Below are 23,245 nucleotides of genomic sequence, written 5' to 3' on the forward strand. Positions count from 1 at the left end.
AAAAAAGAGTTCTAAAATCTATTAGAACTCTTTTTTATTTTAAAAATATGGGTTACCTTTTTATATTTATGGTATAAATCAGTAATTAATTAATTTCAAAACCACAACAAAACAAAAACAAAATGAAAAATGCATTCAAATTAGGCTTTTTAGCTTTGGCTTTATCTTTATCGGTAGCTGCTTGTAAATCTGAGAAAAAAGATGGTGCAACAGATTCTACTACTGTTGATTCTACAGTTGTTGATACTACTGTTAAAGACACTACAGTTAAAGATACTATGGTTAAAGACACAATGATGAAAGACACAACTAAAAAAATGTAGTCTGATTTTTACGAATAGAAAAAGGCTTTGGATAAATTCAAAGCCTTTTTTGTTGTAATAAGAATTCTTTACATCTCAAAGTCCCGAAAATCCATCAATTGTAGTAAATTTGCGAAAAAATATATTTCGCATAATGAATTTAACCTCACTCCAAGCTATTTCTCCAGTTGATGGTCGATACAGAAAAACTACTGAGAATTTAGCTGCATACTTTTCTGAAGAAGCATTAATTAAATATCGTGTTTTTGTCGAAATTGAATATTTTATTGCACTTTGTGAAATTAACCTACCTGGATTAGAAAAGTTTGATAAGAGCACTTATGCTGAACTGCGAAAAATACACCAATCTTTTTCTGAAATAGATGCACTGGAAATTAAGGAAACAGAAAAAGTAACAAATCATGATGTTAAAGCAGTAGAATATTTTATCAAAAGTAAATTTGATGCCCTAAACCTTCAAGAATACAAGGAGTTTATCCATTTTGGATTAACTTCTCAGGATATAAACAATACAGCAATTCCTTATACGATTAAATTAGCTTTAAGCGAAAGTTACTACCCGGCGCTTACCGCTTTAATAGATAAGATAAATGCATTGGCCACAGAATGGAAAGAAATTCCGATGCTGGCTTTTACCCATGGGCAACCAGCCTCTCCTACCAAATTAGGTAAAGAATTTTTGGTTTTTGCCGAGCGGTTAAATATTCAACTTCAAAATTTAAAAGCCATTCCCAATAGTGCAAAATTTGGTGGTGCTACTGGAAATTTTAATGCTCACCACATTGCTTACCCACAAGTAAATTGGGTCGATTTCTCGAATAATTTTGTAAACACCATTTTGGGATTGAACAGGGCACAACATACAACACAGATAGAGCATTACGATCAGTTTGCGGCACAATGCGATGCCCTGAAGAGAATTAACAATATTATCATTGATTTGGATAGAGATATTTGGACATACATTTCCAAAAATTATTTTAAACAAAAAATCAAGGCTGGAGAAATTGGCTCATCGGCTATGCCACACAAGGTTAATCCTATTGATTTTGAAAATGCAGAAGGAAATGCCGGAATAGCAAACGCCCTATTTGAATTTTTCGCTGCCAAACTTCCCATTTCTAGATTACAGAGAGATTTAACAGATTCGACAGTATTAAGAAACGTAGGTGTTCCGCTGGCACATACCTTAATTGCCATAAATTCTACATTACGTGGCCTAAACAAAATTATACTAAACGAACAGGCATTACATGCAGATCTGGATGATAACTGGGCTGTAGTTGCTGAAGCTATTCAAACTGTTTTAAGAAGAGAAAACTTCCCCAATCCTTACGAGGCATTAAAGGAACTAACCAGAACAAACTCGAAAATTAATGCAACTAGCATTGCAGAATTTATTGAAGGTTTAGCGGTTTCCGAAGAAATAAAAGTTCAGTTAAGAGCCATTACGCCTTTTAATTACACTGGGGTTTTTTAGCAAATTAAATTGACGCTAAACAGACAGCTTAGAAAAGCTTTATTAATGAGTAATTGTTAATTTTGTTTATTCAAATTGATTAAGACATGACGATTAACGTATATACAGAACAAACTCCTAATCCAGCAACCATGAAATTCATGGTTAACAAGCTGTTAATTAATGGTAGTGAAGATTTTGCAACTAAAGAAAGTGCAGAACATTCGCCTTTTGCCAAAGAGTTATTCAAGTTTAACTTTGTTGCTGGTGTGTTTTTTGCCAGTAATTTTGTTACGGTTACTAAAACCGAAGATGCAGAATGGGCTGATATTGAGGCCATTTTAAAAGAGTTTGTTAAGGGTGCTGTAGAATCAGAGCTAAAAATCAAAGAGGCAACTTCAGAAGAAGCACCTAGTTTTGAAGGTACTGAAACCGAAATTAAAATTCAGCAAATTCTACACGATTACGTTCGCCCTGCGGTAGAACAAGATGGTGGCGCAATCAGTTATAAATCATTCGATGAAGGTGTTGTAACTGTAGAATTACGTGGCTCGTGCAGCGGTTGCCCTTCTTCTACCATGACTTTAAAATCTGGAATTCAGAATTTATTGCAAAGAATGGTTCCAGAAGTTACCGACGTTGTTTCGGAAGCACTATAATTAAAAAAAAATAAACGACAAAAAGGGCTTACTAAATTTTAGTAAGCCCTTTTTGTTGTTTTCAAGTTTGATGTTAACTGAAATATTTCTTTATTGCGTCGAGCATTTCATTAGTCAGTTTGCCATTGGTGGCCAGAATTTCCCTTTTAGTAAAGAAATCATTTCCGCCTGAGAAATCAAAAACTTCTCCACCAGCTTGCTGTACAATAAAACAACCCGCCGCAAAATCCCATTGCTGTAAGTTATACTCAAAGAAAGCATCGAAACGACCACAGGCTGTATAAACCAAATCAATTGCAGCTGCACCGATTCTTCTTACACCGTGGCTTTTCTGCATCATTTCTTCCAAAAGCTTTAAATACTGTGGCTGTTTTTCAAACTGATAGTAAGGAAATCCAGTGGCTAGTAAACTCGATTTTAAATCTGGGTTTACAGAAACCTGAATTTCTTTCTTATTCATAAAAGCACTTCCACCTTTATAGGAATAAAACATCTCTCCCCTATTTAATTCGTAAACTACGCCAATAACAGCCAGACCATCTTCGTAAAGCGCTACACTGATTCCGTATGCAGGGATGCCGTGGATAAAATTTGTCGTACCATCCAATGGATCGATTATCCATTTATAGGTTTTCCCTTCTCTGCTTATTGTTTTTTCTTCGGTTATAAAGCCAGCATCTGGAATGAGTTTTTCGAGATTTTGAACCAGTTTTTGTTCAGCTGTTTTATCAACGTAAGAAACCATGTCGTTCAAACCTTTATATTCTATTTTGTTTGAATCAAATTGCATGGCTTCTTTACGGATAAAATTTCCGGTAAGCTTTACAATCGAGATTACCTTGTTGCACAATAATTCGTAATTCATAATAGTTTAACAAAAACCCCAATAGGTTGTTGGATTTTAAATGAATTTAATAGGCATTTTTAAGCCAGTTTATTTTTATTGCGAAGTGCATAGGCAGAAAGAACAATTCCACCAACAACTAAAAGTGTAGAAATCATTTCTGCTTGGGTAAAAGATAAACCGAAAACATGATATTTGGAATTTACCCGAATCAGCTCGATACAGAAACGCTCAATACCATTCAGAATCATGTAAATACCGAACATTAATCCTGGAGCCTTAATTTTATCTCTGATTTTCCAAAGGAAGGCAAAAAGAATCAAGCAAATGATTACTTCATATATTGGGGTGGGATAAACGCCTTGTGCGAGTTCAGCACAAAACTTACCGCTACAACCTGGAATTGGAATACCTTCGCCTACAACATTGTTAGGATATTTGTAAGACCACAGCCAATCTGGAAGCCAAGAAAAAGGCTTTGGATTATTATTTACAATTCCCCAGTCTCCATCTCCTGCCAAATGGCACCCAATTCGGCCAACTGCATATGCGAGCATCATCCCTGGTCCGCCAACATCGAGCATGTGTAATGGCTTAATTCCGTTTCTCTTTGCAATGATTAATACGGCTGCACCACCACAAATTAGACCACCATAAAAGGTTAAGCCACTAAAAGATAAAAGTCTTTCTATCGGATGCTGAATAAAATCATCCCAGTATTCTAAATTATCAAAAAACTTAGCTCCTAAAAATCCCCAAACCGCAGCCCAAACAATAAGGTTGCTCATCAATTGGTATGGATGAACGGTTACTTCAACATTTTTTAGTTTAGAGAGCTTATTTTTTTCTTTTTCCTTATAATCCCAATAGGAGAATAAACCCGCAAAGAATAAACCACCAATAATGTTTCCCTTTAACGACATGAGGATAGATTGGGCATCGCTAACGAAAAGACTATAATTTACCATTGCGTAAACCAATTTATAGCCGATGATGAAACCGAAGAGACCGTTTAAGATAAGATCTGAAGTTGTTGCTGGCTGACCAACAATAACTGTTTTTTTAAATGGATGTAAAACGCCAAGCGCTTCCTTACGTTTAAGTTCTTTGGTAAAAGCCCAATAACCGGCTATAAACGCCAACGCGACAAAGACCCCGAAAGTATTAAATGGTAACGGAAGATTAATCCCAAATAAGTATTGTAAAAAATGCGAAACGGTAGGAAACATACAAAAAGTTTGATGCGAAGATAGTAAAGAAAGCGCTAGGAACAAAGATGAAAGAACAAGGAGCAAGGATGTGATTTTGATGCTTGTAAATTGTTAATAGACCATAGTTAATGGCTAACCTGCCTACCCTTTTTTAATTAACCATCAGCCAAAAATCAAACTAATGATGTGCGTATGCTGTTTCCAATTCGGCAACTTCTACTTCTCCATCTGCGGTAATTTCTAAAAGCTTAACTGCCTTAAGTTCATTAACCATAATGGGATCGTATTTTGCCCGAACTTTAACATAGTTTTTAGTAAAACCATGCATATAGCCAGATTTCTGATCAGCTTCGAAAAGCACTTCGGCGGAATGACCAATTTGAGATTGATAGAAAGCCCTACGTTTTTTATCAGAAAGAATATGCAGCATTTTGCTTCTTTCGTTGCGCTCACTTCCTGCCACTACCCCATTCATTTCTGCTGCTGCAGTTTGCTCACGTTCAGAATAAGTAAACACATGCAGGTAAGAGATATCGAGTTGATTTAAAAATTGATATGTATCTAAAAAATCTTCTTTTGTTTCGCCAGGAAAACCAACTATAACATCCACTCCAATACAGCAATCTGGCATTACTTCTTTAATTTTCGCTACGCGTTCTACATACAAATCCCTACGATAACGGCGTTTCATTAAGCCTAAAATTTTATCAGATCCAGATTGTAAGGGAATATGAAAGTGCGGAACAAATCTTTTTGAAGTAGACACGAATTCAATAATTTCATTGCTTAAAAGATTAGGTTCTATAGAAGAAATGCGGATTCTTTCTATTCCATCTACTTCATCCAAAGCTTTTACCAAATCAAAAAACCGATCTTCTCTTGATCCATTTCGGATTCCAAAATCGCCAAGATTTACACCTGTTAATACGATTTCCTTTACTCCACCTTCGGCAATTATTTTAGCACGGTTTACTACGTTTTCAATTGTATCGCTCCTACTTGCACCACGGGCCAATGGAATGGTACAATAAGTACATGGGTAGTCGCAACCATCTTGCACTTTTAGAAAAGTACGTGTTCTATCGCCAATTGAATAAGAAGCAATAAAATTATGATTTACTTTTTCTATATTTTGTTGGTGAACAACTGCCTTTTGGTTTTTAGTTAGATCTGAAATGTATTCAACTATTCTAAACTTTTCCGCAGCGCCTAAAACCATATCAACACCTTCAATTTCGGAAATTTCCTGTGGTTTAAGCTGTGCATAGCATCCAACAATGGTTACATAAGCATTTGGAGAATACTTTAAGGCTTCCTTAACTACTTTACGGCATTTTTTATCGGCATGCTCGGTAACTGAACAGGTATTAATCACATATACATCAGCCTGATCCTGAAATTCGACAACAGCATAACCTGCATCGGTAAATAAGCGACCGATGGTAGAGGTTTCTGAGAAATTTAACTTGCAACCTAATGTATAAAATGCGACCTTTTTCATTGAGCCTGCAAAGATAAGAAATTTGTTTGGAGTTAGGCTTTTGAAAGAATCGAGCTGTATAATTTACAGTGAGATAACAGAACAACCTCTAGCTTTATAATTTTGGCTGCGATTTTGAAATAAATCAAAAACTACAGACTATTTTCTTGCCAACGATAGCTTTCCTGCTCAAAGCCTGCTAAATCTAAAACTCTATTAACCACTGTTGCCGCCACTTCTTCTATCGTTTTTGGCAGACTGTAATATGAAGGATTAGCAGGACAGATTATTCCGCCCGCCTCGGTTACCACTTTCATATTATTGATGTGAATTAAGCTAAATGGTGTATCTCTTACCACAGCAATAAGTTTTCTACGCTCTTTTAATACGACATCGGCTGCCCTTGAAATTAGATCGTTAGATATGCCCTGAGCTATCCGTCCTAAAGTGCCCATAGAGCATGGGATAATAATCATGGTATCGTATTTCGCAGAACCTGATGCGAATGGTGCATTGAAATCATTTTTATTATAAAATTTAAAATTATAATCATTGAAGTTTTGATTGCCCAGTTCAAACTGCCAAACTTCTTTGGCATTATCGCTCATAACTATGCCAACGGATTCTATTTGATCTTTTAACTTTAAAAGTTGATCAAACAAAACTTTGGCATAAACAGATCCGCTTGCACCAGTAACCGCAACAATTACTTTCTTTTTAATCATAATATACAAAAATATGGTTTATTGTAGATATAAATATGGTTTGATATAAAAAGGTTGAAACAAAACCGGCCTAAATCACGAAAAATGATATTTAATGAATATTTTTACAAAATTTCCAACATGAACAGAAAAGTTATTAAACGCCTTACTAGTATAACATTTGCTGGATTAATTATACTTTCTCAGTTTAAGTGTACAAGTGCAAATGTTAAACAAGTAAGTAATAACCTAGAGGTAAAGTTTAAACATGATGGCATAGATACAATTAAATCGGTTATACGAGATTTAGCCCGAGATATTTATTTATCCTCAGATGCTGTTGTAGAAAATGGCCTTGTAGAATTTATACCAAACCAAAAAGGCAAAGAATCACTTCTTAGACAAGGTTCTGTGCCTCGTTTACATAGCGCTAAATACATTTTACCATTAAAAGCCGTTTTTTTAGATAACGAACCCGATGTTTATTTTGCTACAAACACGCTAGGAAAAAATTATTCTTTTCCATGTGAGTTTCATTATGTCGTTATGACCCCTTCATTTTTCGATTACGAAGCCCCTATAAATATTTACGGATTGTACCTTGGATTAATGGGCGGAAAAATTAGGCTTACCAATAGCGATGATGTTTTTCCTGAAACAAATCCCATCCCTCTTTACAAAAATACGGTAATCCGAGTTCGATATAATGCTGATCGATCAGGCGAGGTTTGGATAAATAACATTAAGTTAACTGGTATAAAAAAAACATTCTTTTTTGGTTCAAATACAACTCCTGATCATATAGGATTTGGCACCAATACTAACAATTCTTATATGAGCTATTTAGCGATGTTTGGATTTGATCAGGCATTAACAGATGAAGAAGCAGATGCTGTGTACAAAGCTGAAGTAGAAAAATTCGATATAGATAAAGATATTAACTATCCATTTTTGAAAGATTGTACAGCCGTACTAAAAGATGGCGTTGCATCTATTGTTGGTAAGTATACTGGAAAATATCCAGAAGCATCAAGATTAATTAAGTGGGTTATTGCTGGAAATGGCGCAAATCCTGATGTTACGGGTTCAAAATACGATACGAGGCTAGATGGATTAAGCAGCTTTGAAATGGAAGATTTTAATCTTGAGGGCTATTGGGTACGGCCAAGCGTATGTGTAACGGATATAAAAGGTCAATCTGCTGGCGTGTATACTTCAAAGGGATTTGTCAAACTATATTAACACTGTACATCAATATTACGACTATTTCAAAGCTCCACCATTCTGGATTGTTCCATAAAAAAGGGCCAGAACAAAGTTCTGACCCTACATCTACCTATGAAAAACATACCCTCGAAAGGGTAAGAACAAATATATATATTTTTTTAAAAAAAGTTAATTGTTAACTGTTAAATCGTATAATAATCAAATTATTTTCATTGACAAAAATCAATGAGCTGATTAACAGTGCATTAATTTTAAAAAAATCAAAACAAATTTAACGTTTGGTTAACATACAGGCCTTAATTTAAGCAATTTTATACCTTTTGAAACTTTTTTTAAGGAGCAAAACATTCTAAAAAGCTCTGTTTTGTCTAATTAATTCAGGTATAAATACCCAATTCAGTTTGATTTCACTAGCTAATTTTAGTTCGGATTCTACTTAAAGTTTCTAAGCGCATGCATAAAAAGGAAGCTATATGTTTTAGTGGAATTCGATTTACAAGGTGTGGGTAAGATTTCATAAATCGTTCGTATCGTTTCTCTGCAGATTTTAGGCGAGAAATGTAGGCTCGCTCACAAGCTTGAAGATAATGCAGTTGCGTCATTATTCTACCCACATAATTTGCAACGTCAAAATTATTGTACAACAATCTCGACATGGAGTGCGGTATGGCTATGGCGATAACATCTTCAATTGCCTGCACATATTCTTCTGTCGGAATATTTTCATCCCAAAGGTTTCTAATGTTTCCCACCAATTCATTTTCAACTGCAATCCAAGTTGTAATTTCTTTATCACCATCTTTCATAAAACCTCTTGCAGTTCCTTTTATTAATAAAAAAATGTATTTATTGCGGTGAATTGGCGACGAAATGTATTTGTTTTTACGAAAGGATACAGGGGATGTTTGTGTATTGATGATATTTTCTATGTCTGTATTTAATGGATGAAAGCTTTTAAAAGCCGTGATCAAAGGAGATAAACCATTAAAGGCGGCCCATTTGTCGTCAGTATGTATCTTCTCGGGATTCATGATCAAATCTATTAAGTCGTAAAAATAATTACAAATCTTAAAAGCAAAGGAAAATATTAGCAGAACTGATTAACTAACAAAGGAAGACTTTAAATGTTTGTTGAGTTTCTGATTCGAATCAGGCTAAACAAAAACAATCCCGCAATGTTATCTCCCTTAATGGAAGATATTAGAATATTTGATTTTCACCGCATTTTTATTGGCACAGAGCCAATTGGTTTTCTGCTTGAAATTGTTTTTAGAACGATAATTATGTATGCTTATACCATTGTATTGCTTCGGTTTTTGGGCAAAAGAAGCATGGGGCAATTATCAACACTGGAACTTGCCATCATTATCTGTTTTGGTTCGGCTGTTGGCGATCCGATGATGGGTGCCGAAGTACCAATTTTACATGGCATAGTCGTGATTACCACTGTAGCGCTTTTACAAACGGCGATGGAGTGGATCATCAATAGAAATAAAAAGGTAGAAAATTTTATGGAGGGAAAAGCAGATTGCTTAATTGATGATGGAATAATTATGTTTGATGCATTAAAGAAAAACAACCTATCGCATGCCGATTTATTTAGATCTCTAAGAAATAAGGATGTGGAACATTTAGGTCAGGTAAATAAGGCCTTTTTTGAAACTTCTGGATTGGTTTCGGTATTATTTCATCCCCCAAAGAAGTTAAAACCGGGATTAGGCATATTACCAGATGAGTTTATTAATGATTCTGCATATTTAAATGCGGGCGAAAAAACAACGCTTAATGCAGATTACAGTTGCACAAATTGTGGCTTTACCAAACACATTAAACCTCAGGAAATTATAGCAGCCTGTGCGGTTTGTAAGCAGAAGTTGTTTATCAAATCAGATTGTAATTTTGAATAATATTATCTAAATTATTATTCGTAGATTGGATTAATTATAATTGTTAACATCCTACAATTTAAACAGTTATTTTAATAGACCAAGCGCCTCTTCTAATCAATGGATTTATTATCTAATGCTTTCTTAAAAACTTTGCTTGATCATTCGGCAAATCCAACATTTATCTTAAGTGTTGATAAGGAGATGGAACTGATTGATCAAAATAAGGCCTACATAAATTTATTAGAACGATTATCATTAATAATTAAGGCAAATAAAATTCTTAAGCCTGCCGATTTTTTTAACGAGCAAAGTAAACAGTTATTCATCGAAGGTATTGCTCAGTGCAGTAAATTTAAGGAGCAAATTACTTTGCAGGTTATACCCAGTTATTCTACTTCAGAAGAAAATATCTGGCAGTTGGAGCTTATTCCGGTACTAAATAATGAATTCCCCATTTTACACATTATTGGGATTATTTATGAAAACAGCATTCAGTCTGATACCGAAAAAACCGAACGCTTAAGTAGGGAACAAAATTTAAACGAAGAGCTTGCAACCATGTTAGAAGAAATGGAGGCTACCAATGAAGAATTGAGCCAGGCACAGCAAGCGCTTCTCTCCATTAATCAGGAATTAGAAGAACGGGTAAAAGAAAGAACCAAAGAGCTTCAGACAAGTGAGGCACGGTTAAAATATATGATTACCGAAGCCCCTGTGGGCATTTCGGTTTTACATGGCAAAAATCATGTTTTGGAGCTGGCAAATAATAAAATGCTAGAACTTCTGCAGAAAACATCTAAAATTATTGGAATGCCCATTATCGAAGCAATACCAGAAATGGCCGAGCAGGTTTATCCAAAAATACTTGATGAGGTTTTTCAAACGGGAGAACCTTATTATGGCGAAGCTTCGAAAGTAATGCTCAATCACGGTGGGCTATTAAAAGAAGGTTATTACAGCTTTGTAAATTATCCTTTAAAAGATGCAAATGGCAATACAGAAAGTATTATGGTAGTTGCATCTGAGGTTACCGAACAGGTATTAAGTAGGGAAAAGGTAGAAAAGCTCAACGAATCCTTATCGAGTATAAATGAAAAGTTAGAAATAACAAACGCAGATCTCTTAGAAAGCAATAAAAGCCTAGCTACAACCCAAAGCAACTTAAAAAGCATTTTAGATGAGCTATACAAAAGTGAAAGCAGGTTTAGAGGTTTTTTTGAGAAGGCACCGTTGGGAATGTGCGTTTTAAAAGGAACGCAACTCATCACCGAATTTGCCAACGATAACATATTGGCACTTTGGGGTAAAACTAGAAACGAGGTAATCGGTTTGCCACAAGAAGTTGCAAGACCAGAAGTTAGCAAACAAAAAGAATTGCTTACACAGGTAAAAAGCATCTTCCAGACCGGAAAACCGCTTTACATCAGCGCTTTAAAGGTATCTACCTTGGTTAAAGAAGGCTATTTTAACACGATGTACCAACCGTTAAAAAACGATAATGATGAGGTTGTAAGCATTTTGGTAATTATTAGCGATGTTACGGATCAGGCCAATTATAGAAAGGAACTAGAAAAAGCCAAAGATATTTTGAAACTGGCCATGGATGCATCAAGTATGGGCTCCTGGAATATCGATCTTGTTTCTAAAAAACTTATACTCTCTGAACGGGCTCAAAGAATTTATGGACTGGAAACCAGTCGATTAGATCTCGATCTGGCAAAGTCCATGGTGTCAGACGAACATTTGGAATATTTAACAGGAAGCTTAAAAAAAGCACTGCACAATAAAACCGCATTTAATATTGAGTATAAAATTAAGCCAATTGAAAGCTCGAATTTTAAATGGCTACGATCTACAGGAAAGGCTTATTATGATAACGAAGGTAAAGCATTGTACATTGCTGGTGCAGTTTTAGACATTACCGAACAAAAAGAAGATGAACTTCGCAAAAACGACTTTATCGGAATGGTAAGCCACGAACTGAGAACACCACTTACATCGCTTAGTGCATACATCCAATTATTGCAATATAAGGTTAAGGATAATAAGGATTCTTTTACAGATGAAACACTAAATAAGGTGAGTATCCAGCTAAAAAGAATGTCTGGAATGATTGATGGATTCCTAAATGTATCTGTTTTGGAATCGGGTAGCATAACGCTTAACAAGAGCAATTTTGATTTGGTAGAATTAATTAAATCTGTTGCTGAAGAAAATCGAGTATTAATGCCTGGCCACTTTATTCAGGTTATTGATGAAGAAAAAATCAATGTTTTTGCCGATCAGCAAAAAATAGGAAATGTGGTTAACAACTTAATTAGCAATGCGGCAAAATACTCTAAAAAGGATTCGCTAATCGCTATTAGATGTGAAATTATTGGAAACTTTGTACAAGTTAGCATTGAAGACGAAGGAATAGGAATTCACAAAGAAGATCAGGCCAAGCTTTTTAATCGCTTCTTTAGGGTAGACAGTCCAAACACCAAAACGATTGCAGGTTTTGGGGTTGGTTTATACATCTGTGAAGAAATTATAAAAAAACATCAAGGTAAAATATGGATGGAAAGTGAGATGGGAAAAGGATCTACCTTTTATTTTATAATTCCTTTAATTGGAGCGCCGACTTCAAAAGAAAACCACACAGGCTTAGATTAACAAATCTTATGAGCTCTTTTTGAATGAGATTTTTGTGGAAGAAAAGCTTAATTGAGCTCTATTTCTACTGCACGCAGTCCTTTTTGGCCAAGTTCTATCTGAAAATTTACTTCTGCATTGATTCCAACTTCCGCCAATTTCTCGTTAAGCTCAAATGGAATATCCTGTCCATTTTCGTCAATTATTACGCCTAGGCCATTACTTAAATCTAAATCAACAATTTGGCCTTTTCTAACCTTATTCATTATTACACTTTTATAATAGGACAATAATAATAATTATTGTATAATTAATTAGTATAATTAAAATTACTTTTTATAACTTTTTTGCTTCATTTCATAAAACATTCATTTAATTAAGTTACAAACTAATAATTTTTAATCTGTACTCTAAAAAGGTGTAAAAAAGTTTTTGGCAGATATTTTGTTTAACTAGGAATTACATCCTAGAAAAACAGCATATGCAAGATACCATACTGATCATTGAAGATGATGAATCTATACTTGAGGCAATCCAAATGATACTAGAAGCAGAAGGCTATCATGTTATGAGTTCAAATAGTGGGGAAATATTGCAACAATTCGTAGATGAATTCCCCAATCTGCTGATTATTGATGAATATCTGCCATTTGAAAGGGGAAGTGAAATCTGCAAAAGGATTAAATTACAGGAAGAAACGGCCAATACTCCTGTCCTATTGTTATCTGGTCATGCCAAAATTGCAGAAATAGCACAAAAATGCGGAGCGGATGGTTATATAGAAAAACCTTTTAATCTGCTTAGTTTTATTGAGATAATAGATCAGCATTTAAAAGTATCACAATAATTTCTTTAGTAATTTTAATCAGCTTAAAGCACTTCCATTTCCGCTGTTTTTTTAATACTTTCGTCGCCCCAATTATTTAGACCCACTTAAACCCTTTTGCGATGAAAAACTTTTTGTATGGAATTGATTTTGGCACAACCAATTCTGCTTTGGCCATTTATGATGAGAATAAAAAAGAAATCGTTTCAACCATTATTATTCCTTCGCTGATTTATTTTCCTGAAAATGTGGATGTTCCAAACCAAAGAAAATATGTAATCGGCGAAATGGCAATTTCTGCATATTTAAATGACGGCATGAAGGGACGTTTTATAAAATCCATTAAACAGATTTTATCTAGAAGCAGTTTTACCGAAACCCGTATTCAAAATAAAAGGTACAACGCATCCGATTTAGTTTCACTTATTTTAATTGAGCTAAAGGAAAGGGCAGATCAAATTATAGGTCAGGATTGTAAAAAAGCTGTAATTGGGAGGCCGGTATTTTTTGATGATGATGATACCCAAAAAGATACCTTGGCACAAACGCGTTTAAATAAGGCCGCTCAAATGGCTGGTTTTACCGAAGTAAGATTTCAATTTGAACCTATTGGTGCAGCATTTGCTTATGAAAAAACGTTAACCAAAAAAGAAAACGTTCTTGTTGCCGATCTTGGTGGCGGTACTACAGATTTCACTTACCTAGTTTTGGATCCATCCAAAGTGGGGAGTCAGGATAGAAAAAACGACATGATGGCCACTGGTGGTATTTATATTGGTGGCGATAGTTTTGATTCTGCATTTATGTGGGAACGGGGAACGCCACATTTTGGCAAAAACACACTTTATGAAGCCACGCCTGGAAAAGTGCTTAATGTTCCTAAATCCTTATTCGCCAATATTTGCTCTTGGGATAAAATGAACTTTTTTAACGGCTTACGAATAAAAAAAGATATGGAAGATTATTATTATTATTCGAACAATGATAAAAAGTTTAAAAACTTAATCACACTGGTAGATAATAATTTAGGCTATTCCTTATTCCAATCTATAGAGAAAACCAAAATCAGTTTATCAAGCAAAGACATCGCTACTTTTCAATATTCCAATATGGATATAGAAATTGATGAAAATGTAAGCGCTTCAGAATATCAATACATAATTGATAAAGACATTAAAAGGATAGCAGATTATCTCGAAGATTTTATGCTGAGGAATAATATTGATAGCAACCGTATTGATAGCCTTTTCTTAACTGGTGGCACATCGATGGTAGCAGCTGTCCAAAATCTTTTTAAAACCAAATTCCCTCATTTAACCTTAAATGCTGGAGATAACTTTAAAAGTGTGGCTAAAGGTTTGGCCTACAGCGGTTATCTATTCGAGAATAACTAAATAAAAAGGGATGCGGTTATGCCCGCATCCCTCTGTATAAATCGAAAAAATTATAAACTTTTAACTTTAACAGAATCAAATGTGGCTTGAGCATTATAAGCTCTCAGCCCAATATTTCCCGAAGTATATTCGTTATCCGTGGCAGCAAGAATTGCTTTTTCAGCTCCATCGAGAAACACCTCAAACCGATTGCCTTTTGCAACAAGCTTTAGTTTATATGTGCTATTCATTTTTACGGGGTATTTAACAGCGCTAATCAAAATCCACTTTTGATTACTTGCCTTACCCAGTTCGATATTTCCCGTTGTTGGATTTAGGCCCACATAATATCCCTTGTAAGCATCAGCACCTATAGCTGGATCGCTCACCCTAAACATTAAGCCAGCATCACCGGCTGTATTTACTTTAACATCTGCCTGATAGGTAAAATCACTAAAATCTGTGCCGGTCGCAACTATTTTAGAACCATGAATTCCATATCCGCCAGAACTTCCATTAGATGAAGCATGTACAGCACCATCTTTCCAATACCAACCACCACCATAAAACACCCAGTTGGTGGGCATCGCTTTATTAAAGCCTTCATCTAAACTTTTAACAGTTTTTACAGGCTTACCAACAACTGGAAAACAACTTAAGCGTATGCTTTCTGCTCCATAGGGTATAAGCGTTATCTCCTCTTCTTTTTCCGTTGATACAACCGGGCTAAAGGGAACATCAAAAGCCGAAACCTTATTATATGCCATCCCCCATTCTGGAATCCGTTTCGCTATTAATTTTAATTTAACTGGGGTATTTAAACCATCAAACGGATTTTCTGGCATTACGGTCTTTTCTACCTTCGCAGCGTTTCCAATTTTTCCATGATCCAAAACCAATCCATAATTCCATGCAGATGTCGGTCTAATTTCATAATCAGAAAACCCGGATACAGAATGTTCCCTTAAAGTTTTCTTTGTGGCTTGCATTTGAAGTGCGTAAACCATTGGACCGCGTTCTATGCTTACGGAATTGTTAACCTCTTGCTGACTCTTGATCTCCATCGGAAAATTTAATTCAATTTGATCGCCATTACTCCAGCTTCGCTCAATTTTATAGATTTCGCCTGCTTTTACACCGTTTAAAATTACACCGTTCAGTTTCACCTGGGCCTTTGTGCTCCAAGATGGAATCCGTAAAGACAAAGGAAAATTAGTTCCATCTTCTACAGCAATTCCCAGCTTAATTTGTTCCTCAAATGGATAGTTTGTGTTTTCGGTTATTTTAATTTTTTTGTGATTTCCAACAACAGCTTCAACATCCATTGGGCCGTAGCTAACCACTGTCAAACCGCCATTTGGGGTTGCTACCCAACTGTTTTTAACGTAATAAGGCCAGCCCATGTGCATATTATATCGGCAACAGCCATACCCAGAGTATGGACTGGAAATAATGCCTGTACCATAATCTTGATTAAAACCTTGATCTCCGTTAACACTTTGTACCTGATTAGGTAAAGTATAATAAGAATGGTTTTTAAAATCGCGGCTAAACTGGGCAGGCAATGCATTAAACGCAATTTTCTCTAATTGATCGCCAATACTTGCATCAGAGATTATTCGTGCAGCCGTTTCCAAACTCTGCATCCACTCCACTACCGTACAGGTTTCTACCCCTTGCGTTGAGCTTCTTCCAGCTAAAAATTCGGTACCAGAGCCCAAGCCTTCTGGCTGACCATGATCATGCATAATATGCGCTATGCCCTTTGCCATTGCGGTGCGGTAAATTGGCAGAGCATTGGCCTGAGCATAAATTACAGGAAGTTTAAGTGCCTGCGCTACGTTAACCATGTGTTTTGGTTGATAATCGTCTCCATAAAAGAAGAATTGGTTCTCACTGTAAATATCTGTCCAGGGATAAGCTTGGTTTTTCAACTTTTCTACTAAAGATAAAAGATCCTTATCTCCAGTTTTGTTATAAAGCCAAATGGCAATTTCCATATTGTCGCCCGCCCTTGATTTTCCCCATTCTCTTAGTGGATCAGCATCAAGATTTGCCAGTTCATACTTAAAGTATTTGGTTAAAAAAGGAATTACCCTTTTATCGTTTGTGGCTTCGTAGTAGCTTTGTAACGCATACATCATTGGCATGCGTGGCCACCAATCTTTCATTTTTGGTGGACCGAATAAACCATTGGCCTGTTGGTTATCCAAAGTCCAGTCTATATATTTCTGAGCCTTGTTTTTTAATCCTTTATCATCCAAAGTATAAGCTAGTGCAATTAACCCTTTAACATAATAAGGAACCCGCTCCCAGCCAGAACCGTTTCCGCCAAGCCAATCAGAATTTTTTCCCAAATTATCATCTTCCGGATAAAGCTCCTCTGCCATGCCTGTTGCACCATCTTTCTGTAATTCCAATTGCTTGAGCAACCATCCTTTGGCCTTTATACTGCCTAAAGGCAATTGAACAGAAACATTTTGATCTAACGGAGCTCGGTTAAACACATAGTTTTCGCTTTGCGCACTTGCAGTTGTATAACCGATTATGCCGAGAAAGGATAATCCTAAAATTCGTTCAGTTAAACGATTATTAAAATTCTTCATAAAAATATTTGGTTTCGATTTGTGTATCAAGCATTAAAAATAATATTTAAAATTCAAATTAAATCGATTTACTTAACTCAAAAACAAACAATATTTAATCTGTTTGATTTTAAGCGTTATTATCGAGTATTGCTGTTCGCAAAAATTTTGTTACATAGAACATCTATTTTTTGAACAAAGTGAATAATATACTTATTAATTTGTTCCATAAATTAGTATAACCAAACGCTAACATCTTGAAGTCTATAATAAAAAGAAATCATGTAAACATTATTGGTGAAGGAACCAAGGTAATTATGTTTGCAAATGGTTTTGGTTGCGACCAAAGCAGTTGGAAATTTATAACAGATGCCTTTGTTAAAGATTATAAGTTGGTTTTGTTTGATTATGTCGGTTCCGGAAAATCTGACATTAGCCAATACGATTTTCACAAATATTCGACTTTAGAAGGCTACGCTTGCGATGTTGTGGATATTATCGAAGCCTTAAATTTAAAAGATATCATTTTTATCGGCCATTCGGTAAGCAGTATGATCGGCATGATAGCGGCCCTACAAATACCTCAGGTATTTGATAAGCTTATTTTTATTGGCCCATCGCCAAAATATTTAAACGATCAGGATTATTTCGGCGGTTTTGAAACCGAACAACTCGAATCTTTGCTCGATTTCATGGCGACGGATTTCATCAGCTGGACAGAATTTATTGCGCCATTGGCCATGGGAAATTTAGCAAGACCTGCCCTATCAGAGTTTCTTCAAGAATGTTTCGAAGCTATGGATCCGCAAATTGCATTAACTTTTGCCAATGCCACCTTTAGATCGGATTATAGAAACGAACTTAAAAATGTTACAGTGCCAAGCTTAACCGTTCAAAGCTCTGAAGATGCAATGGCGCCAATTTCTGCTGGAGAATACATTAAGAACAACATGCCTCAAAACACCTTGCATGTTTTAAATGCAACAGGCCATTATCCTCAAATTAGCGAACCGGCAGAAACGATTGAAGCCATTAAAGCTTATATAAATAATAAATCAAATGCCAAACAATCTAAAGAATCGGATTTGGAGATTAATAATGCTTAGCCTCGATAGAATCTTTGTTTTTTTATTGCACTGACATTTATTAATATTTGATTTATAATTACCTAAAATGAAATCATTCACCCTGTTAATTTTTATCATCTTGAGTTCAGTTATTGTTAAGGCTCAGGAAGAAATTATACCAGATTCGATTGCGGATAAAATTATCGATCATACAGAAATCTCGTTTCCAAAGTTTTACCAAACATTTCAGTTTATAAAAACAAACGATGCATTAATTAAACGTTTTATTTTTATTGATGTAAAGGGAATTGGCCCGGCATTCGCTTCGCCAAATGGAACAATAAAGATCAATCTCGACTATCTTAAAAACAAGAAGCCAAACTTTGATCAAGATCGATTAATTGTGGTGCTGTATCACGAAATCGGCCATCTTCACTATTATTCAACAACGGATCGGAATCAATGGAATCCAGAAAACAGTGAAAAAGCAGCTTTCGAATATTCCCTACTCAAAACAAAGGAAATGGCCGAAAAAGGCGATTGCTTACCGCTTAAGGCTGGCGTTAAGTTTATGAAAGTAAGAAGTTTGAGCAGTGATTTAAAAGACGCACATGTGCGGGCATTAAAAAGAATGGTTAATGAATCTCTATATGCGGACTATATAAGATATATAAATCTACACTGTAAAGAGTAATGGATTTAAAAACCCCTTGCAAATGAGAATTTGTTTTGCAAGGGGTAAAATCTTAAACAGCTATACTTTCGATGGCTTTATCAAGCGCTATTTCTTTAAGCTCAGGCATATTCAGGCCTTCGGCTCTAACAACGCTCACATCGGTCATCCCGATAAAACCTAAAACAGCTCTTAAATAGGGCTCGATAAAATCATAAGCCTTCATTGGTCCTTCAGAGTAAACACCACCTGTTGTAATGGCCAAATAAACTTTTTTACCTTTAATTAATCCTTCGGGGCCATTGGCAGAATAAGAAAATGTTTTACCTGCACGGGCAATATGGTCAATCCAGGCCTTTAATGTAGATGGGATACTAAAGTTGTACATCCCTACTCCGATTACAATTACATCAGCTTCTAAAATTTCGGCAATAGCCTGATCTGAATGTTTAATCGCCTCGGCCATTTCAGGACTGTGCTGTTCTTCAGGAGTATAAAAAGAATTTAAATGTGCTTCTTCCAGATGCGGAAACGGCGTATTGGTAAGATCATGTATTTTTAACGTTGATGATGGATTTGCTTCTTGCAATTTTTCGACTACAGCATTACCAAGTTTAATACTGAAAGAGTTGCCACCACGTGGGCTAGAGATGATGTGTAATATGTTCATATAAATAATTTTATTTTGAGCTGTAAAATTATCTATAGTAAAGATCAAAAAGATACTACTATACCAAAGGATAGCGCTATCGTTTAGGATAGTTAAAGGAACAATCAGAAATTAGATTAAGCTTTTTTGTTTAAACAATAGGCCACTAAAAAAATCCTATCTTTTGATGGGTTAGACTTTGTTAAGTCGCTTTCAGGTTGTTTATTTACCAACGATGAAACCATACTGGAAAAACCAGGAAGATCTTCAAAACCACACTGCACGGAGAGCACGGGATAAAATTCTTTTTCTATGGTTACTTTCTTTGCCTGGGTACATTCGGTAAGCGACCATTCATCATCGTTCGCAAAACTGTATTCGTGTCTGGCATTATTTAGTTCCGACAAAAATGATTTTGCCCGGGCATTAAGTTCTTTACTTAACATTTTAGAAACCTGTTACAAAAATGAAAGATTCCATTTTTTGAAGGTATTTATAAACCTACACAATTTTTATGGATATCTGCTTAAAATCACTTCCAAACATGTTCCCACAATATTTTTATCAAATTTAAAATCCATTCCCATAAGTTTTGTCGTATGTATACTCAAACCATACGATCATGCCATTTTCTCAAGCTTCAATCTCTCAAATCGAATTGATTCGCTATTTTAATTCGATACAGCCCATAACTCAAGGTTTTATCAACCAAATAATCGATAATACTTTTACCGTTAATGTTAAAAAGAATAAATTTTTATTGTCTCCATTAGAGCCGAATAGTTATCTTTTTTTTGTTAACAGCGGTTTGGTGCGTGGTTTTATCAAAGAGGATGGTAAGGACATTAGCACTTGGTTTAGCTTTGGCAAAGAAATTATTGGCGCCTTCCGCGATCCTGCCAATACTGTGAAACCATCAATAGAATATTTGCAGGCACTGGAAGATTGTGAATTACTGGCCATTCCTTACGATTTGATTGATAAGCTTTATCTGGAGTTTCCCGAAACGAATGTTATTGGTAGAAAGATTTTGGCCATGCAATATCATCAGGCATCAGAAAGCTCCATTCTTGCCAGGATTCCTTCGGCACAAAAACGATACGAAAGATTTATGGAAATTAGTCCGCTTGGCGTAACACAGATTCCTTTAAAATGCATTGCAAGTTATTTGGGTATGCGAATGGAAACCCTTAGTAGAATAAGAAATAAAATGGTCAAGCCTAAAAAGGACGCGGCATAATGATCTCTAAATTTTGGCTTAAAACATTTTTTGATCCATACTGTTTTTGTTGCAATACAAAACCTATAATCTAAAATTATGGCTACAGATCAATATCATGAACCGCCCCAAGAACTATCTGAAGAAACCAGAACGTTTGCTAGAATGATTACCTCCCTTACCGAAGAGGCAGAAGCCATCGGCTGGTACGAACAACGAATTGCTCTTGAGAAAGACCCAGAAGCTAAAGCCATTATGGAAAATGCCCAACAAGAAGAAATGAAGCATTTTGGAATGGATTTAGAATTTCTTCTTCGTAAAAAAGACAAATGGAAAATTACGCTTGAAGCGATATTGTTTAAAAAGGGCAATATTGTGGAACTGGGCAGCAAAGGCGAAGAGGCTGCAGAGTAATATAAATTCTTAAATGCTACTTGTGTTGTAGTAGAATGAAAAAGGAATTAAAAAGGCAGCTCGAAATCTCGAACTGCCTTTGGCCATAGGCCACAATTAAACCAAATTTTTTAAACACAAGGGGTTAAGGAATTTTATCCAGTGCAGGCACGTTGGTTTCATAACCTGTATAGCCTTTATTCTGATTAATGTGTCCCTCAGTATTGAATCTTTGTGCCGTTCCCGGAACTGGCCACAATACATGATATGGAGAGATTTTAAAGTTTACACCAGATACCGTTGGCACTTTGTTTCTGTAAAAATCGTTTTTCTCGATAATCCTATCGTAGAAAAAGTTGTTATCAGAGAAGTTGGTTAACGAGTATGTTTTTCCATTATAAGCAGCTTTTCCGGTTTGGGCAAAAATATAAGCTATTCGGGTAAGTTCCGTTTTACGCGGTTCTTCATAATAAAGTTCGCGTGCACGCTCATCCAAGATGGTACCAATGGTAATTGCAGATGCATCGGTAAGCAATGCTGCGTTTGCTCTTGATCTTACTTGGTTTAAATCGGCCATTGCCAACCCTAAATTTCCTTTCCAATAGTAAGCTTCTGCTCTTAACAAATAGGTTTCTGCCAGTCTGAAAATGTACCAATCTGTATCTGTTCCTCTTGGTGGCGACCAATATTTATCAATAGCCAAAGCATTGGTAGAGTTGATAAAGGTTTTATAGTGCGGCCATCCAAAAAAGTGACGGATTGTATCCAAGCCTTTGTTTAAGAACATGTTATTCACATTGGCGGGCGTCACATCTACAAGGGGCTTGCCGTATAAAGCTTTTTCTGTCGCATTTGATGAATTTTTCAACGCAGGGTTGTTGTATACCAAATCCGTCATATTCATCCACATTCCTGGCGCATGGCGATAATCGGTATTATCTGTCCAAATGTTTTTGGTGCTGTAAGCCGTGCCACGATAGCGGCCAATTCCCCGTCCGTACATTAGGGTTAACGGAATTTCTGCGGTTGTAGCATCAACAATTGCAGGGTTTAAGCCTGATGGTGTTCTTAAATTTGCAAAGTGCCAAGCGGGTACGCAATTACGCATGACCTGCGATCCAAAATCTGTAAAACCAGCCAGTGTTTCCCGATCAATGGTTAAGAAAAGTGCTTCTTTATTGGCAGGAATAGCTTTGTTATCCATTCTATGTAAATCCCAAACCACATTTTTGGTTGCATCGCCAGCTGTGCTTCCAAAGCGGGTTCTCATTAAGGAATATTTCCCACTATTAATTACATTGTTTGCCGAGGTAATCGCGGCGTCAAAATCGCCCAAAGCTAAATTTACCTTTGTTAATAAATGGCTACAGGCGCCTTTTGTTACTTCGCCTCTATCTACATTATCCTGAACCCACTGTTCTGCAAAAAGTAAATCTTCTTGCATTTTTTTCAAAATCACTTCACGCTTAGTAGAAAAATAATCCAGTTTTGGGGCGGTAATGTCTTTTAAAATCAAGGGCACATCTCCAAACTGATTGACCAAACGATAATAATAATACGCTCTGTAAAAGTAAGCTGAGCCTAAAATCGCATTTTTTTCTGCGGCATCTTTAAAGGTTACATTATCAATATAGGTGATAATGGTATTGGCATAACGGATGCCCTTATAGCCTTCTGTCCAATAGAACCCAATTCGGTTAAAATCCGGATTATCAAGGTTGGCATCTGGTGTTACGCGGGTATCCATATCCTGTGCCTGGGTACTTTTATCTGTTGTACCATCAACGGCAACTTCCGAAAATATAGATTCTGTTACAATCGGTGCCATATCGCCAGTAAATTCTCTACGGATGTTCGAACCTATTGCCGCAAGCGCAGCTTTCATAGAAGCCACATTGGTGAGCGTTGTTGCGGGCTCTAAAGACGATAACAGCTCCGCATCAAGATCTGATTTTTTACATCCATTGGCAGATAGCAAAACAGCCAGTGCAACAAATGGAATTATTTTTTTATATAAAACTTTCATAGTC

The 23,245-nt window shown here is 35.9% G+C and carries 22 protein-coding genes; 12 read left to right on the plus strand and 10 right to left on the minus strand.

Annotated features, from left to right (window positions below):
- The first annotated feature begins 122 nt into the window (after nucleotides 1-122).
- From DF947_RS04180 to DF947_RS04190, 3 genes are all read left to right on the plus strand, one after another.
- Complete coding sequence (locus tag DF947_RS04180) at nucleotides 123-323, plus strand: hypothetical protein (protein ID WP_109928393.1); 201 nt, start codon at nucleotides 123-125, stop codon at nucleotides 321-323.
- Nucleotides 324-456: 133 nt separating this feature from the next.
- Nucleotides 457-1,803: an adenylosuccinate lyase gene (gene purB / locus DF947_RS04185; protein WP_109928394.1), complete on the plus strand. Its 1,347-nt coding sequence runs from the start codon at nucleotides 457-459 to the stop codon at nucleotides 1,801-1,803.
- 86 nt (nucleotides 1,804-1,889) lie between these two features.
- Entirely contained in the window at nucleotides 1,890-2,441 is a 552-nt protein-coding gene (locus tag DF947_RS04190) for a NifU family protein (RefSeq protein ID WP_109928395.1), read from the plus strand.
- A 73-nt stretch (nucleotides 2,442-2,514) separates the two neighbouring features.
- On the opposite strand, the gene DF947_RS04195 is transcribed toward DF947_RS04190, so the two are convergent.
- The 4 genes from DF947_RS04195 to DF947_RS04210 form a co-directional block, all read right to left on the minus strand.
- Nucleotides 2,515-3,306 carry an inositol monophosphatase family protein gene (locus DF947_RS04195; protein ID WP_109928396.1) on the minus strand — a complete coding sequence of 264 codons (792 nt, stop codon included), beginning with the start codon at nucleotides 3,304-3,306 and terminating at the stop codon, nucleotides 2,515-2,517.
- 59 nt (nucleotides 3,307-3,365) lie between these two features.
- Nucleotides 3,366-4,514, minus strand: a complete 1,149-nt coding sequence (locus DF947_RS04200) for a prolipoprotein diacylglyceryl transferase (protein WP_109928397.1) — start codon at nucleotides 4,512-4,514, stop codon at nucleotides 3,366-3,368.
- Nucleotides 4,515-4,674: 160 nt separating this feature from the next.
- The gene (gene mtaB / locus DF947_RS04205; RefSeq protein WP_109928398.1) at nucleotides 4,675-5,997 is read right to left on the minus strand and encodes a tRNA (N(6)-L-threonylcarbamoyladenosine(37)-C(2))-methylthiotransferase MtaB; all 1,323 of its coding nucleotides are present in this window, start codon (nucleotides 5,995-5,997) and stop codon (nucleotides 4,675-4,677) included.
- A gap of 131 nt (nucleotides 5,998-6,128) precedes the next feature.
- On the minus strand, nucleotides 6,129-6,701 hold the full coding sequence (locus DF947_RS04210) for a UbiX family flavin prenyltransferase (protein WP_109928399.1): 573 nt from the start codon (nucleotides 6,699-6,701) through the stop codon (nucleotides 6,129-6,131).
- Nucleotides 6,702-6,821: 120 nt separating this feature from the next.
- On the opposite strand from DF947_RS04210, the gene DF947_RS04215 reads away from it, so the two are divergent.
- Nucleotides 6,822-7,922, plus strand: a complete 1,101-nt coding sequence (locus DF947_RS04215) for a hypothetical protein (protein ID WP_109928400.1) — start codon at nucleotides 6,822-6,824, stop codon at nucleotides 7,920-7,922.
- 395 nt (nucleotides 7,923-8,317) lie between these two features.
- On the opposite strand, the gene DF947_RS04220 is transcribed toward DF947_RS04215, so the two are convergent.
- A complete protein-coding gene (locus DF947_RS04220) occupies nucleotides 8,318-8,938 on the minus strand; it encodes a Crp/Fnr family transcriptional regulator (RefSeq protein ID WP_109928401.1) in 621 nt (206 codons plus the stop codon).
- A gap of 144 nt (nucleotides 8,939-9,082) precedes the next feature.
- Here DF947_RS04220 and DF947_RS04225 point away from each other — a divergent pair, with 144 nt between their 5' ends.
- On the plus strand, nucleotides 9,083-9,814 hold the full coding sequence (locus DF947_RS04225; protein WP_158526227.1) for a DUF421 domain-containing protein: 732 nt from the start codon (nucleotides 9,083-9,085) through the stop codon (nucleotides 9,812-9,814).
- 99 nt (nucleotides 9,815-9,913) lie between these two features.
- On the plus strand, nucleotides 9,914-12,451 hold the full coding sequence (locus DF947_RS04230) for an ATP-binding protein (RefSeq protein WP_109928403.1): 2,538 nt from the start codon (nucleotides 9,914-9,916) through the stop codon (nucleotides 12,449-12,451).
- Nucleotides 12,452-12,498: 47 nt separating this feature from the next.
- Here the strand turns inward: DF947_RS04230 and DF947_RS04235 are convergent, their stop codons facing one another.
- Complete coding sequence (locus DF947_RS04235) at nucleotides 12,499-12,696, minus strand: hypothetical protein (RefSeq protein WP_109928404.1); 198 nt, start codon at nucleotides 12,694-12,696, stop codon at nucleotides 12,499-12,501.
- A 215-nt stretch (nucleotides 12,697-12,911) separates the two neighbouring features.
- Between DF947_RS04235 and DF947_RS04240 the strand changes: the two genes are divergently transcribed.
- Complete coding sequence (locus DF947_RS04240; RefSeq protein WP_109928405.1) at nucleotides 12,912-13,277, plus strand: response regulator; 366 nt, start codon at nucleotides 12,912-12,914, stop codon at nucleotides 13,275-13,277.
- 101 nt (nucleotides 13,278-13,378) lie between these two features.
- The gene (locus DF947_RS04245; protein ID WP_109928406.1) at nucleotides 13,379-14,650 is read left to right on the plus strand and encodes an Hsp70 family protein; all 1,272 of its coding nucleotides are present in this window, start codon (nucleotides 13,379-13,381) and stop codon (nucleotides 14,648-14,650) included.
- A gap of 50 nt (nucleotides 14,651-14,700) precedes the next feature.
- Here DF947_RS04245 and DF947_RS04250 read toward each other — a convergent pair whose 3' ends face one another.
- Complete coding sequence (locus DF947_RS04250; RefSeq protein WP_109928407.1) at nucleotides 14,701-17,235, minus strand: beta-L-arabinofuranosidase domain-containing protein; 2,535 nt, start codon at nucleotides 17,233-17,235, stop codon at nucleotides 14,701-14,703.
- Nucleotides 17,236-17,471: 236 nt separating this feature from the next.
- On the opposite strand from DF947_RS04250, the gene DF947_RS04255 reads away from it, so the two are divergent.
- Nucleotides 17,472-18,320, plus strand: coding sequence for an alpha/beta fold hydrolase (locus DF947_RS04255; RefSeq protein WP_109928408.1), 849 nt, complete (start codon nucleotides 17,472-17,474; stop codon nucleotides 18,318-18,320).
- A gap of 67 nt (nucleotides 18,321-18,387) precedes the next feature.
- Nucleotides 18,388-18,975, plus strand: a complete 588-nt coding sequence (locus DF947_RS04260) for a M48 family metalloprotease (protein WP_109928409.1) — start codon at nucleotides 18,388-18,390, stop codon at nucleotides 18,973-18,975.
- Between the two features lie 52 nt (nucleotides 18,976-19,027).
- Here the strand turns inward: DF947_RS04260 and DF947_RS04265 are convergent, their stop codons facing one another.
- A complete protein-coding gene (locus tag DF947_RS04265; protein WP_109928410.1) occupies nucleotides 19,028-19,624 on the minus strand; it encodes an FMN-dependent NADH-azoreductase in 597 nt (198 codons plus the stop codon).
- Nucleotides 19,625-19,740: 116 nt separating this feature from the next.
- A complete protein-coding gene (locus DF947_RS04270; RefSeq protein ID WP_109928411.1) occupies nucleotides 19,741-20,049 on the minus strand; it encodes a hypothetical protein in 309 nt (102 codons plus the stop codon).
- 176 nt (nucleotides 20,050-20,225) lie between these two features.
- Between DF947_RS04270 and DF947_RS04275 the strand changes: the two genes are divergently transcribed.
- Both DF947_RS04275 and DF947_RS04280 read left to right on the plus strand, forming a co-directional pair.
- On the plus strand, nucleotides 20,226-20,843 hold the full coding sequence (locus tag DF947_RS04275; protein ID WP_109928412.1) for a Crp/Fnr family transcriptional regulator: 618 nt from the start codon (nucleotides 20,226-20,228) through the stop codon (nucleotides 20,841-20,843).
- Nucleotides 20,844-20,921: 78 nt separating this feature from the next.
- A complete protein-coding gene (locus DF947_RS04280; protein WP_109928413.1) occupies nucleotides 20,922-21,236 on the plus strand; it encodes a ferritin family protein in 315 nt (104 codons plus the stop codon).
- A gap of 124 nt (nucleotides 21,237-21,360) precedes the next feature.
- On the opposite strand, the gene DF947_RS04285 is transcribed toward DF947_RS04280, so the two are convergent.
- Nucleotides 21,361-23,241, minus strand: coding sequence for a RagB/SusD family nutrient uptake outer membrane protein (locus DF947_RS04285; protein ID WP_109928414.1), 1,881 nt, complete (start codon nucleotides 23,239-23,241; stop codon nucleotides 21,361-21,363).
- Nucleotides 23,242-23,245: the final 4 nt, after the last annotated feature.

It is taken from the genome of Pedobacter paludis (genome assembly GCF_003173575.1).
Lineage (GTDB): Bacteria > Bacteroidota > Bacteroidia > Sphingobacteriales > Sphingobacteriaceae > Pedobacter > Pedobacter paludis.